This is a genomic window from Acinetobacter sp. V104_13, from assembly GCF_031798995.1.
Lineage (GTDB): Bacteria > Pseudomonadota > Gammaproteobacteria > Pseudomonadales > Moraxellaceae > Acinetobacter > Acinetobacter pittii.
In genome coordinates this window covers 492,916-510,175 of sequence record NZ_JAVQNP010000027.1, presented here as the reverse complement: position 1 = coordinate 510,175, position 17,260 = coordinate 492,916, and the positions used below count along the sequence as shown (strand labels likewise).

Genomic DNA, 17,260 nt, shown 5'->3' with positions numbered 1-17,260 from the left:
AGCCAATGAAATAGAGGGTTAACATAAGCATTAAAACGTGAATTTTCATCAAATATTGATGTTGGACAAGGACTAAGGAAAGAAAATCATGAATGCTTATTATCAATTACTGAATAGAACAATTGGTCCTCAAGGTGAAGTCATTGCTCATTATTGCTCAACTGTCCATGCACAAGGGGCTTGGAACCCTCATGAACAGCACATGGCGCCCGCAAGTGGTGTAATCGCAGCAGAGTTAGAGCAATTTTCACCACGACAAGATATGCGAATTGGTCGAATTAGTTTTGATATTTTTGGATTGATTGCTTTTGGTGAGTTTACGATTAAGACACATGTGATTCGTGCTGGTAAAACCATTGAACTGATTGAAGCTGTAATGCAAGCACAAGGTAAAACCTGCATTGTGGCTAGGGCATGGCGAATGTGTACTCAAGATAGTTCCGATATTGCTGGGCTTGAAGATCAGCCAGTTCACCATCCAGATACTTTTACAGAATGGACGGGCATGAAACGATGGCCGGGTGGCTTTATCCAGACACTCGTCACTAAAACGGATGATCAGCATCGCGCAGGCAAAGGGATTGTTTGGCTGAATAATGATAACGAAATGGTTGAAGGGCAGCTGACCACAGATTTTGCGCATTTAATTGGCATGGTAGATGCGGCAAACGGGATTGTGCCAAGACAAGAAGGAGAATTTACTTGGGGCTTTCCAAATCTTGATTTGCAAATTCATATGCACCGTTATCCGCAAGGTAAATGGCTAGGTCTGGAAACCGTTCAGCAATATGGTTCGGATGGTATTGGTTTAACCAGTGCGGTTTTACATGATGTGTATGGCCCATTTGGACGAAGCGAGCAGATTTTGACTTTACGTAAAATGACTAAGTAAATTTTTGAGCCAATAAAAAAGTCATCCCTAAGGATGACTTTTTTATTTTGAGATTTAATTTTAGTTACGGACTTTTAGCAGTGTTGGTGTAAGTTCATCCCAACGTTGTTTTGCAGCGTCCATTGCTTTCATTTTGATATGACCATAACCACGAACTTCTGCTGGTAATTTTGCAATTTGCTCAGCAACTACCAAGTTATGATTGTCTGGTGCTTCAACAAGTGCTTCAACAAATGCGATGTAACGGTCACGCCAAGCTTGTTCGTGTTGACGTTCTTCTTGACGTGCAAATGGGTCAAGGAAAGTTTCACGAAGCCATTGTAAGCGAGCAAGCATCATCATTGGGAAGCGCATCCAGTAACCAAACGCACGTTTACGAACATTTTTCAGGCCACCAAGTAACGCTGGTGGGGCAAGGTGATACGTTAAACGTAAGCCTTTACCGAACTGGGTTTCAATTGATTCTCTGAAGCTTTTACCTGTTAAAAGACGTGCAACTTCATATTCATCTTTATACGCCATAACTCTATAAAGCTGAGTTGCAATCGTACCTGTTAATTCTTCTGGTAACTTTTTAGCAGCCAGTTCTACAAGAGTACGGTATTTAGCTGCATAAGCTTCATTCCAGTAGTCTGTTAGACGAGCAGAACGGTCTTCAACAAGTTCAGCTAAAGTTTGCGGAGTTTTGGTCTTTGGCATTGCCGCAACTAAACGTGCAGCTAAAGTTGGGTCACTTGCAAGATGACAGCCCACACGGAAAGCTTCTAGGTTCTTTTCAACAGCAGTACCATTTAAGCGAATTGCTTTTTCAATGCTTTCACGCAGTAATGGAATACGACCAGATTGCCATGCCATACCGAGTAATAACTGGTTGGTATAGATTGAATCACCTAAGAGCTGAGTTGCAATTCGAGCCGCTGGCAGAGAAACCAGTTGACCTTGACGAACACGACCACGAAGACGATCAATTAAATCACTAATAGGCGCATACCAGTCACGAGATTTAATAAACTCAGAAGTAGGGGTGCTGTCTTCATTCACAATAACTAAGGCATCATCTTTTAAGCGAGATAGAGCAGCGCTACCACCAGCCACTACCGCATCTGCACCAATCAATAATTCACATTGGCCTGCCGGAATTTTGGTAGAAGAAATTTGCTCATCACTTGCCGCAAGTTGTACATATGAATAAACCGTACCGCCTTTTTGCGCAAGACCAGCCATGTCCATCACACGGGTCGCTTTACCTTCTAGGTGAGCCGCCATACCAAGCAGTGCACCAATAGTCACAACACCTGTACCACCAATACCACCGACCATAATACGACTTGGAACGTCATATAACTGAGGAATAACTGGTGATGTCGGCCAGCCTGCACCAATACCTTCAAATTTAGCTGGACGTTTCATATCACGTGTATGAACAGTCACAAAACTTGGGCAGAACCCTTCGGCACAAGTAAAGTCTTTATTACAGCTACTTTGGTTAATCTGACGTTTAGTACCTAAAGCAGTCTCTACTGGTTCAATCGATAAACAGTTTGATTTTTTCGAACAGTCGCCACAGCCTTCACAGATATCACTGTTAATGTATAAACGCTCTGCTGGATCAGGGTAGGCATCACGTTTACGACGACGGCGTTTTTCGCTGGCACAGGTTTGTACATAGATTAAAGCGGTGACACCTGTAATTTCACGAAGCTCACGTTGAACTGCATCGAGTTCATTACGGTGGCGAATTTCTACACCCGGTGCAATGCCGTCTTCTTCGTTTAATAGTTTAACTTCATCAGTTACGATGACTTGTTTTTTAATACCTTCGGCAGCAAGCTGACGAGTTAACTGCGCAACGCTCAAATGACCATCTACATGCTGACCGCCTGTCATAGCGACTGCATCGTTGTAGAGGATTTTGTAGGTAATATTAGTTTTTGCAGCGATAGACTGACGAATTGCTAAGTAACCTGAGTGGAAATAGGTTCCGTCACCAAGGTTAGCAAAAATGTGTTTTTCATTAGTAAATGGTGATGCACCTACCCAACTTACACCTTCACCGCCCATTTGAGAGAACGTTTCGGTACCACGGTCCAGTGAAACGGCAATATAGTGACAACCGATACCGCCTAATGCACGGCTACCTTCAGGAACTACGGTTGAAGAGTTATGAGGGCAACCACTACAGAAATAAGGTTTACGTTCTGCAAGATCAATAACACGTTTTGATTCTTGCTCTGCTTTTAGCAGTAAGTCGATTCTGCTTTGGATTTGTGCTTTTAAGCTTTCTGGAATATCGAGTTTTAAGAAGCGAGCAGCCAGCATTTTTGCAATTGGTTCTGGTTGGTACTCATAGTGACCAATGAGCGGAGCTTCTTCAATAGAAGTACTCCATTCACCTTTGCCATCAGTTGCTTTACCAATCACATGTGGACGTTTGCCATCAGGAAGTGAGTACAGCTCATCTTTAATTTGTGTTTCAATAATTGGACGTTTTTCTTCAATAACGATCAGTTCTTGTAAACCTTCGGCAAACTCACGAACACCTTGAGGTTCTAAAGGCCAAATCATCCCAACCTGATAAACACGTAACCCAAGCTGTTGGGCAGTTTCATCTTCAATACCTAAAATGCGTAAGGCTTCAATCGTATCTAAATAACCTTTACCACTTGCGGCAATACCGACACGGGCATTTTCACAAGGCCATGTAACAGTATTGATTTTATTGGCACGGGCATAGGCCAAAACAGCAGGTAAGCGATATTTATAAAGGCGTTCTTCTTGCTGAATGCCATGATCTGGCCAACGAATATTGACGCCACCCTCTGGGAAATTGATATCTTCTGGTATAACCGGGGTAACACGGTCTAGATCGACATGAACAGAAGCAGAAGTTTCTACAATTTCACTGACGAGCTTCATTGAAGACCAAAGGCCAGAAAAACGTGAAACAGCAATGGCGTGAACACCAAAGTCTAAAATTTGTTGAACGGATGTTGGGTAGAAAATTGGAATACCGCAACCAATCATGACATGTTCAGACTGGTGAGGAATTGTAGAAGATTTACATGAGTGGTCATCACCAAATAAAGCAACCACACCACCACGTTCAGAGGTACCAGCTAAGTTAGCATGGCGGAGTACATCGCCTGAACGGTCAACACCCGGGCCTTTACCATACCACCATGAAGACACTCCATCATATTTGCCTTGGCCTGAAAGGTTAACTTGTTGGGTACCCCAAATTGCGGTAGCAGCCAAGTCTTCGTTTACACCAGGTTGAAATACAACATTATGGGATTTAAGTAATCCTTGAACTTGCCAAAGGAAACTATCATAGTTACCAACAGGAGAACCGCGATAACCAGAAATAAAACCAGCAGTATGATAACCATTCATCGCGTCACGGCGAGTTTGGGCAAGAGGCAAACGAACAAGTGCCTGAATGCCGGTCATATATGCTGTACCGTTATCACTTACATATTTATCTTCAAGTGACACATCCTTTGTTGCAATAATATTTGGAGTGACTTTTGTAGCTATATTCATTTATATCTCCTTAGAATTTTTAGTAGCTCGGACTACTTTCTTTTTTCAACATCCAGTTGAATATTTGGAGCAAGTGACATACGAAATAAAAAAAGATCGGTTCCTCTTCTTAAAAAGAATTAGTGCCAATGTATGTACATTTAGTCATTGTGGTTGATCTAAACTGGTGCAACAATCCGTAATTTAGGAAAACATATTTACGTTATGCGCAAAAATCTCGATGGTGGGCTATTGCATGCAATGCATGCATTCCTGAAAGTGATTGATAGCGGGAGTTTCACAGCAGCAGCTGAGCAGATGGATCTGACCACAGCACAGGTTTCACGTCTTATCAGCGAGCTAGAAACACGCTTAGGTACAAAATTAATACAACGCTCAACGCGCCAGCAGGCACTGACCGATATTGGTGCGACTTACGCAGAACGCTGTCGGCAAGTCATTTCAATGGTGGATGAAGCGGAGTCGGAAGTAACAGGAACAGCATCTAAACCCAAAGGCCGTTTACGTGTATTAAGCATGGGAAGCTTTGGGCATCATTATGTTTTTCCAGTGATGGCCGAGTTTTGTAAGCATTACCCCGAATTAACCGTGGAATATACGACTTCACAGTACGTTCCAGACTTGTTGGCAAAAGGGGTGGATGTCAGTCTTTATCTGACTGAGTCATTAACAGATTCTCGTTTTGTCGCACGCAGAATTGGCACTATCTTTTCTGTTTTATGTGCTTCACCTGCTTATTTAGAAAAGCATGGTATGCCGAAGTCCCCAGAAGACTTAAAAAACCATGCCTGTTTACGCTTGGTAAACCCATCTATTACACCAGATTGGCACTTATTAAATACAAGTGGTGAGTCTTACCAAATCGACATTGGCGGACAACTCATTGCAGATAACCCTGAGTTATTATTAGATGTAGTGCAACAGGATATGGGCATCGCGTTATTGCCGATGTTTTCAGCTTTAGATGCGGTTCAAAATGGAAGATTATGTCATATCTTGCCAGAGTGGCGTTCGCCCGATATAGGGGTTTATACCTTGTTGCCTTCACGCCATTTTATTGATGCCAAAACACGTGCATGGTTAGATTGGGTGGAAGAATATATTTCCCCAAGAATCGAAATGGATGCATCTTATTTTTATAAATAATGAGATAAATTTTTTAAGGACTAAGATAGAAAAGGATGAAGAATAATACGGATTAAAATAAAAATAGGGTAAAGAATGCTTCTTTTGAAAGAGGCATTTAATACAGAGATAAATAATAGATTTTAAAAAAATTGCATGAGGGATTTAGTCCCAATTCCCGAATGAAATGAGATAAAGATTAGATAGGATGATCTGGTACTTAGCCTTATATTAAGCCTTATACCAGATGCTGAACTACTTTAATTTATGATTAGGCACACTTGGTTTGCCAATACGCATTTGCATAATTCGACAAGCTTTTTCGGTTTAATACGTTGCTAATATTTTGGCTGGCTTGCATCAGTTTTTCTAAGTCAATACCAGTTTCAAAGCCCATGTGTGACAGCAAATAAAATAGATCTTCGGTCGATACATTGCCAGAAGCACCTTTGGCATAAGGGCAACCGCCAAGTCCTGCAAGGGACGAATCAAAAACACGAATGCCTTGTTGTAAAGACTGATAAATATTGGCAATCGCCATGCCATAGGTATTGTGGAAATGCCCAGCCAAAACCTTGCTGTCGAGTTCAGCGAGGCATGCTTGCCAAACCTTTTGAACGCGATCTGGTGTTGCGGTACCAATAGTTTCACCTAAAGACACCTCATAGCAGCCCATGTCATAGAGCCGTTTCACAACTTTTACGACTTGTTCAGGGGCAATTGCACCTTCATAAGGACAGTCGACAACACAAGAGACATAACCGCGCACACGGATGTTATGCGCTTTTGCCGCGCTCATGACATCGCTAAATTTTTCAAAGCTTTCATCAATAGAGCAGTTGATATTTTTACGGGTAAAGTTCTCAGAAGCTGCAGTAAATACCGCAACCTCTTTGCATCCTACTGCTTGAGCTGTCTCAAAACCTTTGATATTGGGAGTGAGCAGGCTAAATTGCACATCGGTTGTTTGGGGGAGTTGCTTAAATAGCTCGTCACTTTGAGCCATTTGCGGCACCCATTTTGCCGAAACGCATGAACCGACTTCAATAGATTTCAGACCTGCATTAATCAGGTCATTAATAAAGTTTAAGCGTTGTTCGACGGTTAAAGCCTGTTTTTCGTTTTGGAGGCCATCTCTGGGACCGACCTCCACGATTTTGACAAACTCACTCATGCAACTTCCTCCTGCGCAGGCTGAAATTCCACAAGCTCGTCGCCAGCTTTGACCTGATCACCGACTTGGAAGTAAGAATCTACAATCAAGCCGTCTTTAGGCGCACGAATGGTGTATTCCATTTTCATGGCTTCAAGCGTCATTAAAATATCGTCTTTCTTCACGCTATGATTTGCACTTACTAGCACTTGCGTAACCACACCCGGCATTGGTGCTTTTAGGTGGCCTTCATCGGCTTGGCTATCTGCCTGATTAAAGTCTTGGCGAATATAAGCAAACTTATAGCTTTGTCCATTTTGGAACAAGGTAATGCCTTGCTGACTTTGATTAAAAGACAGCTTTTGCTTAGACCCACCAATTTGAACAGAGGCAGTATGTGCATCAATCAATTGACCTGAAATCGGGTAGCTTTGCCCATTATATTCTGCGGTGAAGCCTTGTTCATTTGAGGCAAACTTGATTTGGATATTTTGGTTTAAATAATTCAGTTTAATACTGTGCTGGTAAGCAATATTTAAACGCCAAAGTGGTTGAGCCTGCCAAAGCTGTTTTTGGCTTGAGCTGTTGTTATTAAGTTTACTCAGAAACTCAATAAATGCTGCTGCCACCACAAGTTCGGGTTTGATCTCTTCAGGGCTAAACAAGAAGTTTTGTTCACGTTGAATCAGGTTGGTATCAAGCTTGGCTTGTTTAAACGATTCGCTACGAACAATTTTTTCAAGAAAGGCAATGTTGTTGCCTAAGCCATCCACATGGAATTGGCTTAAAGCATGTTGCATTTGAATGAGCGCTGCTTCACGGTTTTTACCCCATACAATCAGTTTGGCAATCATTGGGTCGTAATAGGTCGTGATTTCATCGCCTTCAACAATACCGCTATCTACACGCACATATTGGTTTTGCGTTGGGTAATGCAAATAGTTAATTTTACCAATCGCAGGTAAAAAGCCCTTTTCTGGTTCTTCGGCGTAGATCCGTGCTTCGAGTGCATGTCCGTGAATTTGGAGTTGGTTTTGTAGTTTAGGCAAAGGTTCGCCATAAGCTACACGAAGTTGCCACTCGACCAAGTCTTCACCTGTAATCATTTCAGTCACAGGGTGCTCGACTTGTAGGCGGGTATTCATTTCCATGAAATACGCCGTACCATCTTGTTCTACAATAAACTCAACCGTACCTGCGCCCACATAATTTACGGCACGTGCAGCATCAATTGCAGCTTGGCGCATTGCATCGAGCTTCTCGCTTGGCATTTGTGGAGCAGGGGCTTCTTCTAGCACTTTTTGGTGACGGCGTTGTACAGAGCAGTCACGTTCAAATAAATGCACGTAGTTGCCATGTGTGTCGCCAAACACTTGGACTTCAATATGGCGTGGTTGAATCACATAACGCTCAATCAAGACATCATCATTATCAAAGCTCGATTTGGCTTCACGTTTACAAGAGGCTAAGGCATGCAGAAAATCTTCACTGCGTTCAACCAGACTCATGCCTTTACCACCACCGCCAGCACTGGCTTTAATTAAAACAGGATAGCCAATTCGGTCTGCTTGTTGTTTTAAAAAGTCGGCATCTTGGTTGGTTCCGTGATAACCCGGTGTTAAAGGAACACCTGCTTTTTCCATTAAAGCTTTAGAGGTCGCTTTTAAGCCCATTGCTAAAATGGCATCCACTGGTGGGCCAATAAAGCAAATATTGTGTTGTTGGCAAGCGAGTGCAAACTGGTCATTTTCAGAAAGGAAGCCGTAACCTGGATGAACCGCTTGGCTACCTGTATCAATGGCAGCTTGAATAATACGTTCAACCTGTAAATAACTTTGTGTTGCAGGGGACTGACCAATATAAACTGCTTCATCGGCAAGTTTGACATGTTGTGCGTTTGCATCCGCATCTGAGTAAACAGCAACTGTTGCAATCCCTAATTTTTTAGCTGTACGAATTACGCGGCAGGCAATTTCGCCACGGTTCGCAATTAAAATCTTTTCAAACATGATGATCGTCCTTAATTGTTGTTATTCGAATTAGAAACCCAAGCAGGCTGTTGCTTATTTAAAAAGGCACTCAGACCTTCTTTTGCCTCACTGCCTTGACGAACTTGAGCAATATGATGTGCTGTCTGTTGTAGCAAGTCATTGCTCATGGTCTGGTTGCTCACCATTTGAATGAGTTGTTTTGATGCCGCTTGAGCATGCGGGCCACCGAGTAATAGCGCATCAACAATTTCTTGAACTTTTTTATCTAAGTCTTCAGCATCTGCAACCTCGTGTGCCAAACCAATGTGTTTGGCATCACGTGCTGAAATCCGCTCGGCAGTTAAGAAGTAACGAGAAGCTTGTCTTGCACCAATCGCACGAATCACATAAGGACTAATGGTAGATGGGGCAAGACCTAAACGCACCTCAGAAGTTGCAAACTTAGCATCAGTGCTGGCAATGCAAATATCACATGCCGACGCCAAGCCCATGCCGCCACCAAAGGCAATGCCATGTACACGGGCAATGGTCGGTTGTTTAAGGGTTGCAAGTGCATCTAACATTTGCGCAAGCTTTAGAGCATCTGCTTCATTTTCTGCTGAAGATGCCTGACCTGCCTGTTTCATCCAGTTGAGGTCGGCACCTGCCGAAAAGCTTTTGCCGCGACCCGCTAGAACGACCACACGAATGTCATCACGGGTATTAATTTGCTTAAAGCAAGCATATAGTTCTTCAATGACTGTCGTATTAAAAGCATTGTGTAGTTCAGGGCGGTTCAGCCAAACATAGGCAACCCGATCTTGTTGTTCGAGTTGTAAAAATTGATAGCTCATATACACCTCTTACATGCGGAACACGCCAAATTTGGTTGGCTGGATTGGGGCGTTCATGGCCGCAGCCAAACTTAAACCAAGTACCTGACGAGTTTGCGCTGGGTCAATTACGCCGTCATCCCAAAGACGGGCAGAGGCATAGTACGGATGGCCTTGACGCTCGTATTGTTCACGAATCGGTTGTTTAAACTCGTCTTCTTGTTGTGCTGACCACTCGGCACCTTTTTGCTCAATCTGATCACGTTTTAAAGTCGAGAGTACGCTCGCTGCTTGTTCGCCGCCCATCACTGAAATACGAGAGTTTGGCCATGTCCATAAAAAGCGTGGTGAGTAAGCGCGGCCACACATACCGTAGTTACCTGCACCAAACGAACCACCAATAATCAAGGTGAGTTTTGGTACATTTGCGGTTGCAACTGCCATCACCAATTTAGCGCCGTTTTTTGCAATTCCTTCATTTTCATACTGGCGACCGACCATAAAGCCAGTAATGTTTTGTAGGAATAACAATGGAATATTGCGCTGTGTGCATAGCTCAATAAAGTGCGCACCTTTTTGTGCAGACTCAGAGAATAAAATCCCGTTATTGGCAATAATGCCGACTGGCATACCATAGAGTGAAGCAAAACCGGTAATCAGTGTTGAACCAAAACGTGCTTTGAACTCATCAAAACGCGAGCCGTCTACAATACGGGCAATCACTTCACGTACATCAAAAGGTTTACGCGCATCACTTGGCACTACACCATAGAGTTCCGATGCATCAAATAGAGGCTCATCAACTTGTTTATTTAAGTCGTTTGGCTTTTTATTTAAGTTAGCAACAATGTTTCGTGCAATCGCAATCGCATGTTCATCATTTTCAGCTAAATGGTCAGCTACACCCGAAAGCCGTGTATGCACATCACCACCACCTAAATCTTCACTACTCACGACTTCGCCAGTCGCAGCTTTTACAAGAGGAGGGCCGCCTAAGAAAATCGTACCTTGATTACGGACAATAATGGTTTCATCAGACATAGCAGGCACATATGCACCACCTGCGGTACAGCTCCCCATCACCACAGCAATTTGGGCAATACCAAGGCTCGACATGCGTGCCTGATTATAGAAAATGCGCCCGAAGTGATCGCGGTCTGGGAAAACCTCATCTTGCATTGGTAAGTAGGCACCGCCTGAATCTACCAAATAAATACAAGGCAAGTGATTTTGTTCAGCAATTTCTTGTGCGCGTAAATGCTTTTTAACCGTAAGGGGATAGTATGTTCCACCTTTTACTGTTGCATCGTTGGCAACGATCATGCAAGTGATGCCGTTGACTTGACCAACACCTGCAATCACACCTGCGGCAGGAACATCATCTTCATAAACGTTGTACGCTGCCAACTGACCAATTTCTAAAAATGCCGTGCCGACATCAATCAGTTGGTCAATACGTTCACGGGGTAAAAGTTTGCCTCGAGCCAAATGTTTTTGACGGGCATTTTCACCGCCGCCTAAAGCAATACGCTGGGCAACTTGTTTTAGATCTGTGACCAATGTTTGCATGGCTTGCTGGTTTGTTTTGAAGTCTTCACTTCGAACATTAATCTTGCTTTGTAATTGGTTCATAAGATGCGTCCTTATTTGTAATTATTATTTGGTTTCATTGAAGAGTTCGCGACCAATCAGCATGCGGCGAATTTCAGAAGTTCCAGCACCAATTTCATAAAGTTTTGCATCGCGCCATAAACGGCCAGCAGGGAATTCATTGATATAACCGTTGCCGCCTAAACTTTGAATTGCTTCTCCAGCCATCCATGTTGCTTTTTCGGCAGAATATAAAATGGCACTTGCAGCATCTTTACGTAGACTGCGGTCATGGTCAGCTTTGTCACAGGCAGCACCGACAGCATAGACGAGGGCTTTACATGCTAACCATGTTGAATACATATCGGCAAGTTTGCCTTGCATAAGCTGGAATTCACCTAAAGCTTGGCCAAACTGTTCACGTTGATGTAAATAAGGAATCACGACATCTAAACAGGCATCCATAATACCTAAAGGTCCGGCACTTAAAACTGCACGTTCATAGTCCAAACCACTCATGAGTACTTTTGTGCCGTTACCGACGCCGCCGAGTACGTTTTCAGTAGGTACTTCTACATTGTCAAAGAACAGAGGGTATGTGTTAGAGCCACGCATACCGAGTTTGTCTAAATGGTTGCCGTGACTAAAGCCTTTCATGCCTTTTTCAATTAAAAAAGCAGTCATACCTTTCGCGCCAGCTTGCGGATCAGTTTTAGCGTAAACCACGAGTACATCTGCATCACCGCCGTTAGTGATCCACATTTTTGAACCGTTTAAAACGAAGTGATCACCTTTCTGTTCGGCACGTAATTTCATGCTGACGACATCAGAACCCGCATTCGGTTCAGACATCGCAAGGGCACCCACATATTCACCGGAAATCAATTTTGGTAAATACTTTTGTTTTTGCTGCTCGTTACCGTTACGGTTAATTTGGTTTACACATAAATTAGAATGAGCACCATAAGAAAGACCAATAGCTGCCGAAGCACGAGAAATTTCTTGCATAGCAATAATATGAGCTAAATAACCCATATTGGCACCGCCATATTCTTCAGAAACCGTCATGCCTAAAAGGCCCATATCTCCGAATTTTTTCCAGAGATGTGCAGGGAATTTGTTGTCTTGATCAACTTGTTGGGCAATTGGTGCAATTTCCTTTGCACAAAATGCTGCCACTGAATCTTGAAGCGCAATTAAAGTTTCATCTAGACCGAAATTCAAGCTGCGTAGGTTCATGATATCTTCATCCTATTGGTTATATTTGTTGTCCATAAAATATTTTGTGGGTATTTGATAATTACCATACAATGATTTTTTAAAAAAGTGAATACTGATTCATAAAATGATTTACAATTCATTTTATTTGTTAGAGAATAAATTATGAGCTATAAACGATCATCTTTAATGCAAGAGCGGATGGAACAAAATCGTAAGTCGATTTTGAGTTCAGCCAGAAAGTTAATTTCAGAGGGAGGGTTTAAAGACGCACAAATACAAACAATTGCAGAGCAGGCGGGCGTATCTAGTGGACTGGTTTATCGCTACTTTGATAATAAAAGCCAAGTGCTGATTGAGGTTTTGTCCGAAGCCATTAATACGGAACTATTGGTGATTGATTCGATTACTGAAAGTGACTTATCGGCAAAGCAGAAATTACATAAGGCTGTGGCAACCTTTGTAAAAAGGGCACTGAATAGTCCTCAGCTTGCATATTCACTCATGTTTGAACCCGTCGATTCAACGGTTGAACATGAGCGTTTTCGTGTGAAGCAATTGATTAAACAAAGTATTAAAAAAATACTTGCGGATGGAAATGCAAGTGGTGAGTTTGTCTTGGACGATTTAAATACAGCAGCACTTTGTGTTGTCGGTGCCATGACCTATGTGGTGGTTGAACCCCTAGACCCAGCTCAAAATACAAAGTTTGATCATGCGCACAAAGACTATTTTTCAAAACAGATTGCTGACTTTTGTGTAGATGCTGTGCAGAGGAAATAGGGCATATAAAGGATAAAACAACACAAAGAAGGCGGTTTAGAAAAATAGTTGCAGTAACAACAATTAGATCAGGTAAGAAGAGAATTAGAAGAATCAAGGAGAATGATTCAATGCAACAAGAACGGTTAAGTTACGCCTCGGGACCAAGCACACAGCCCTTATTGGGTATGACCATTGGTGAACAATTTGATCAAGCCTGTCGGCAATATGCTGAAAAGGAAGCAATCGTTAGTTTTCATCAAAACAGACGATTAACCTATAAAGCTTTACAGGATGAAGTAAATGCTTTTGCTTGTAGCCTTTTAAAATTGGGATTAAAAAAAGGTGATCGATTAGCGATTTGGTCGCCTAACTGTGTGGAATGGACAGTTACCCAATTTGCAGCTTTTAAAGCAGGGATTATTTTAGTCAATCTAAATACAGCTTATAAAAGCCATGAACTTGAATATGTGTTGAATAAAGTCTCATGCAAAGGATTGATTATTGCTTCTCAATTCAAAACGACTGATTATCAAGAATTACTGACAAAAATTGCCCCTGAGTTAGCCAACAGTCCAGATAAAGTGCTCAGTTCAGCGCGACTGCCACATTTAAAATTTGTCATTAAAATCGATGATCAACAACATACGGGTATTTATCGCTTTAGTGATTTAGTTACTACACCAACTTCTGAACAGCTAGAACAATTAAAACAATTAGCGAAGCAACATCAGTTTGATGAAACCATTAATATCCAATTTACTTCAGGTACAACAGGTAACCCTAAAGGGACCATGTTGACCCATCATAATATTTTAAATAACGGTTATTTCGTGGGGGAAGGCATTCGTTTAACCCCTCAAGATAAAGTTTGTATTTCTGTGCCGTTGTTTCATTGTTTCGGCATGGTCATGGGGAATCTGGCATGTGTGACACATGGTTCAACCATGGTCTATCCATCGGCGGTATTTAATCCTTTAGAAACTTTAAAAGCGATTCATCAAGAACGTTGTACGGCAGCTTATGGCGTGCCGACCATGTTTATTGCCACTTTAGAACATGAACAGTTTAATGAATTTGACCTGTCGAGCTTAAGAACAGGCATTATGGCAGGTAGTCCTTGTCCACGTGAAATTATGCAACGTGTCATAGACCGAATGCATATGTCTGAAATCACCATTTGTTATGGTATGACTGAAACCTCGCCAGTGAGTGTGCAAAGCTCGGTAAATGATTCGATTGATAAACGAGTAAGTACAGTTGGGCATGTTCATCCGCATGTTGAAATTAAAATTGTCGATTTAGAAGGCCAGATTGTTCCGCAAGGAACTTTGGGTGAGCTATGTGTTCGCGGTTATTCAGTCATGGCTGGCTATTGGGGCGAAGAAGAAAAGACCAAAGAGGTCATTGATTCAGCTGGCTGGATGCATACGGGTGATATTGCCGAAATGGACCAAGATGGTTTTATTAAAATTAAAGGCCGTATTAAAGATGTGGTGATTCGTGGTGGGGAAAATCTGTTTCCAAAAGAAATTGAAGACTTTTTATATACCCATCCAGATGTAAGCGATGTACAAGTCATTGGCTTACCAGATGCCAGATATGGCGAAGAACTTTGTGCTTGTATTATTTTGCATGACCATCATCAAATTGATGAAGACAGTATTCGCCAATTCTGCAAAGAGCACATTTCTCATAATAAAGTACCGCGTTATGTCCGATTCTTTAATGAGTTTCCAATGACTGCTTCAGGCAAAGCGCAAAAGTTTAAATTGCAGGAAATTATGCGAGCTGAACTTAATTTAACTGGAAATGTCTTTGACTAAAGAAGTCGTAAGCCCATTCAAAGTGCAGCAAACTATAAGTTGAAAGGCAGTTTAAATAGAGGATAAGCAAAATGGCAAAAGACTTTAATAACCCAAAGGTAGTCCAAGGATATGACGAACATATTCGTAAATTAATTCCGGGTTATGAAGTGATCCATCAACAGGTGGATGCCATTTTGCAATCAGTGTTGCCGCCAAATGCTCATATCTTAATTGTGGGTTGTGGCACGGGGTATGAACTCGAATATTTACTTAAACGTCATCCAAACTGGAAATTTACAGCAGTTGATCCATCTTTGACTATGCTGCAAAAAGCTCAGGAACAGGTTGAACTTTTAGATAAATCTTCTCAAGTCACCTTTGTTCACGGTGAAACGTCAGCTTTACCTCTTGAGAATTGCTTTGATGCTGCACTTTCTATTCTCGTGGCTCATTTTATTGCAGATGACATAAAACCTGTTTTTTTTAAGGGTATTTATGATCGCTTAAAAGAAAAAGCGATTTTACTGACCTACGATTTAATGACGTGTGTAAATCCACAGCATCTTCAAGCTTTACGTTATTTATGTTTGGCACAAGGCTTAACAGAAGAACAATGTCAAAAAATGTTAGAGCGTATGGCGCAAGACTTTTTTAGCCTAACCACTGAAGGATATATAAAACTTTTAGAAAAAACTGGTTTTGAAAGTGTGCATCCTTATACGCAAATTTTGACGTATCAAGGGTTTATTGCAAAAAAATAATGGATTTGGGAAAGCGTTAATACGGATATAAAACCTGCATATTCTCAATGAGGAAGAGAATATAAAAACTGAAAAGAATTAGAAGATTTAGCTTTACTTAAAACAAATTAAAAGTGGTTTTCAGGCCGCTTTAGGGAGGTTTTGTCTAAAAAATATGATCGAAGGTTTTTCTTGTGAAAGAAAGACAAATTTTAAGCACTTATTTTAGATAGGTACATAACAAAAAGGATGTCGAGATCTTTAAGTCGAATTAAAGATCAAAAGGAAAATTTCATGATGAAAGTTTTAAATACAACGGTTCAAAAAAGCCTGTTGGCTGTTTCTGTGACCCTGTTTATGTCTTCCGCTTTGGCAGGTCAAACAGATCCTGAAATAGCACAACTTCGCCAAGAAGTGAAAGAACTTCGGGCTATGTTACAAGCCAATATGCAGGCGCAAAAATCTTTATCGCAAGGACGAGTGGAACTAGCAAATTCAGCGACTCCTCAAGCCGTATCACTAATACAGCAAGGTTTAACCAAGTCTGGTGCAGAATTTAATTTATATGGTTATATACGGGCAGATGCTTCTTATCAAATGAAGGGCGCATCTACCATGTATAACAATATTAGCGGTGTTCCACTTGAAAACACGCCGGAAGAATCTGCACAAAAAGACCAGTTGCACAGTACGGTTAATGTGACACGTTTCGGGTTGAATTTTAAAACCCCGACGGCCGCGGGTGATGTGGGCGGAAAGTTAGAAATGGACTTCTTTGGGGCAGCCACTCGTGATCAGTTTCGGATACGCCATGCTTATTTAACTTTTGATAAATGGCTTATCGGTCAAACGTGGTCAACATTTATTGCACCCGAATATTATCCGGAAACGATTGATGCGGGCACATTTGTAGGCAGTGCATTATTAAGATCACCGCTCGTACGCTATAGCGATAACTTAACGGCAAATACAAGTTTTGCAATATCGGTTGAAGATCCGAAATACACTGTGACCTCAGATCCTGACAATAAAATGCGTTTACCAGCCTTGGTAGGGCGCTTAAATCATAAATTTGCCAATGGCTCGATGTTGTCGGGGCGTAGTTTTGTTGCCGAAAAGAGAACTAATCATGATGAGGAAGTCGCTTGGGGCGTAGGCTTGGGCGGTAAATACCAAATTACGCCCGATACATTACTCAAAGCCGATTATTACCATGTCAAAGGAGATGGGCGTTTCCTGCTATGGAGTAACAGTGGCTATGCAATAGATGATCAAAACAATATGCATAGCAATGAATTTGATACTGTTTCTTTCGGTATTACTCATCAATTTACACCGCAAATTCGCTCGACTTTAGGCTACGGCTATATGAAAGCCAAAGATGATAACCGTTTTGCTGAATTACAACGTAATAGCACCACCCAAAATAAAGAGCTTTGGCAGGGCTGGGTGAATGCACTTTATAACCCATACAAACCAATTACCTTGGGCGTCGAATATGTGTATGGCGAACGAGAAACTTTTGATGGACGTAACGGAATTGATAACCGCTTCAATATGATGGCGAGTTATGACTTTTAATTTATTCAATAAAACCTTGAATAATCTGTTTTTTCTTTAGGGTGC

General features: G+C 41.8%; 12 protein-coding genes. 6 read left to right on the top strand and 6 right to left on the bottom strand.

Annotated elements, in window-relative coordinates; translation table 11 throughout:
- Positions 1 to 88 precede the first annotated feature (88 nt).
- Positions 89 to 892 carry a thioesterase family protein gene (locus RMB06_RS15200; protein ID WP_311080175.1) on the top strand — a complete coding sequence of 268 codons (804 nt, stop codon included), beginning with the start codon at positions 89 to 91 and terminating at the stop codon, positions 890 to 892.
- A gap of 60 nt (positions 893 to 952) precedes the next feature.
- Here RMB06_RS15200 and RMB06_RS15195 read toward each other — a convergent pair whose 3' ends face one another.
- The gene (locus tag RMB06_RS15195; protein WP_311080174.1) at positions 953 to 4,435 is read right to left on the bottom strand and encodes an indolepyruvate ferredoxin oxidoreductase family protein; all 3,483 of its coding nucleotides are present in this window, start codon (positions 4,433 to 4,435) and stop codon (positions 953 to 955) included.
- A gap of 204 nt (positions 4,436 to 4,639) precedes the next feature.
- Between RMB06_RS15195 and RMB06_RS15190 the strand changes: the two genes are divergently transcribed.
- Positions 4,640 to 5,581: a LysR family transcriptional regulator gene (locus RMB06_RS15190; RefSeq protein WP_005069913.1), complete on the top strand. Its 942-nt coding sequence runs from the start codon at positions 4,640 to 4,642 to the stop codon at positions 5,579 to 5,581.
- Positions 5,582 to 5,831: 250 nt separating this feature from the next.
- Here RMB06_RS15190 and RMB06_RS15185 read toward each other — a convergent pair whose 3' ends face one another.
- From RMB06_RS15185 to RMB06_RS15165, 5 genes are read right to left on the bottom strand one after another with little or no spacing between them, the layout of a single operon-like run.
- Positions 5,832 to 6,734 (bottom strand): hydroxymethylglutaryl-CoA lyase, encoded by a 903-nt coding sequence (locus RMB06_RS15185; protein ID WP_311080173.1) that lies wholly within the window; start codon positions 6,732 to 6,734, stop codon positions 5,832 to 5,834.
- Positions 6,731 to 8,722 (bottom strand): acetyl/propionyl/methylcrotonyl-CoA carboxylase subunit alpha, encoded by a 1,992-nt coding sequence (locus RMB06_RS15180; protein WP_311080172.1) that lies wholly within the window; start codon positions 8,720 to 8,722, stop codon positions 6,731 to 6,733. The genes RMB06_RS15185 and RMB06_RS15180 overlap by 4 nt, the downstream gene beginning before the upstream one ends.
- Positions 8,723 to 8,733: 11 nt before the next feature.
- Positions 8,734 to 9,537 carry an enoyl-CoA hydratase/isomerase family protein gene (locus RMB06_RS15175; RefSeq protein ID WP_311080171.1) on the bottom strand — a complete coding sequence of 268 codons (804 nt, stop codon included), beginning with the start codon at positions 9,535 to 9,537 and terminating at the stop codon, positions 8,734 to 8,736.
- Positions 9,538 to 9,546: 9 nt separating this feature from the next.
- The gene (locus RMB06_RS15170) at positions 9,547 to 11,148 is read right to left on the bottom strand and encodes a carboxyl transferase domain-containing protein (protein ID WP_174739848.1); all 1,602 of its coding nucleotides are present in this window, start codon (positions 11,146 to 11,148) and stop codon (positions 9,547 to 9,549) included.
- Between the two features lie 24 nt (positions 11,149 to 11,172).
- The gene (locus RMB06_RS15165; protein WP_017481558.1) at positions 11,173 to 12,345 is read right to left on the bottom strand and encodes an isovaleryl-CoA dehydrogenase; all 1,173 of its coding nucleotides are present in this window, start codon (positions 12,343 to 12,345) and stop codon (positions 11,173 to 11,175) included.
- A gap of 144 nt (positions 12,346 to 12,489) precedes the next feature.
- Here RMB06_RS15165 and RMB06_RS15160 point away from each other — a divergent pair, with 144 nt between their 5' ends.
- From RMB06_RS15160 to RMB06_RS15145, 4 genes are all read left to right on the top strand, one after another.
- A complete protein-coding gene (locus tag RMB06_RS15160) occupies positions 12,490 to 13,107 on the top strand; it encodes a TetR/AcrR family transcriptional regulator (protein WP_002114305.1) in 618 nt (205 codons plus the stop codon).
- A gap of 110 nt (positions 13,108 to 13,217) precedes the next feature.
- Positions 13,218 to 14,912, top strand: a complete 1,695-nt coding sequence (locus RMB06_RS15155; RefSeq protein ID WP_284089329.1) for an AMP-binding protein — start codon at positions 13,218 to 13,220, stop codon at positions 14,910 to 14,912.
- A gap of 71 nt (positions 14,913 to 14,983) precedes the next feature.
- Positions 14,984 to 15,655, top strand: a complete 672-nt coding sequence (locus RMB06_RS15150) for a class I SAM-dependent methyltransferase (protein ID WP_311080170.1) — start codon at positions 14,984 to 14,986, stop codon at positions 15,653 to 15,655.
- Between the two features lie 276 nt (positions 15,656 to 15,931).
- Positions 15,932 to 17,215, top strand: coding sequence for a DcaP family trimeric outer membrane transporter (locus RMB06_RS15145; protein ID WP_284089642.1), 1,284 nt, complete (start codon positions 15,932 to 15,934; stop codon positions 17,213 to 17,215).
- Positions 17,216 to 17,260 lie beyond the last annotated feature (45 nt).

Bases quoted from the DNA above. Each gene is read 5' to 3' on its own strand.
- RMB06_RS15185 (WP_311080173.1), bottom strand. From the start codon at position 6,734: ATGAGTGAGTTTGTCAAAATCGTGGAGGTCGGTCCCAGAGATGGCCTC.
- RMB06_RS15190 (WP_005069913.1), top strand. From the start codon at position 4,640: ATGCGCAAAAATCTCGATGGTGGGCTATTGCATGCAATGCATGCATTC.
- RMB06_RS15160 (WP_002114305.1), top strand. From the start codon at position 12,490: ATGAGCTATAAACGATCATCTTTAATGCAAGAGCGGATGGAACAAAAT.
- RMB06_RS15150 (WP_311080170.1), top strand. From the start codon at position 14,984: ATGGCAAAAGACTTTAATAACCCAAAGGTAGTCCAAGGATATGACGAA.
- RMB06_RS15180 (WP_311080172.1), bottom strand. From the start codon at position 8,722: ATGTTTGAAAAGATTTTAATTGCGAACCGTGGCGAAATTGCCTGCCGC.
- RMB06_RS15195 (WP_311080174.1), bottom strand. From the start codon at position 4,435: ATGAATATAGCTACAAAAGTCACTCCAAATATTATTGCAACAAAGGAT.
- RMB06_RS15170 (WP_174739848.1), bottom strand. From the start codon at position 11,148: ATGAACCAATTACAAAGCAAGATTAATGTTCGAAGTGAAGACTTCAAA.
- RMB06_RS15145 (WP_284089642.1), top strand. From the start codon at position 15,932: ATGAAAGTTTTAAATACAACGGTTCAAAAAAGCCTGTTGGCTGTTTCT.
- RMB06_RS15175 (WP_311080171.1), bottom strand. From the start codon at position 9,537: ATGAGCTATCAATTTTTACAACTCGAACAACAAGATCGGGTTGCCTAT.
- RMB06_RS15200 (WP_311080175.1), top strand. From the start codon at position 89: ATGAATGCTTATTATCAATTACTGAATAGAACAATTGGTCCTCAAGGT.
- RMB06_RS15155 (WP_284089329.1), top strand. From the start codon at position 13,218: ATGCAACAAGAACGGTTAAGTTACGCCTCGGGACCAAGCACACAGCCC.
- RMB06_RS15165 (WP_017481558.1), bottom strand. From the start codon at position 12,345: ATGAACCTACGCAGCTTGAATTTCGGTCTAGATGAAACTTTAATTGCG.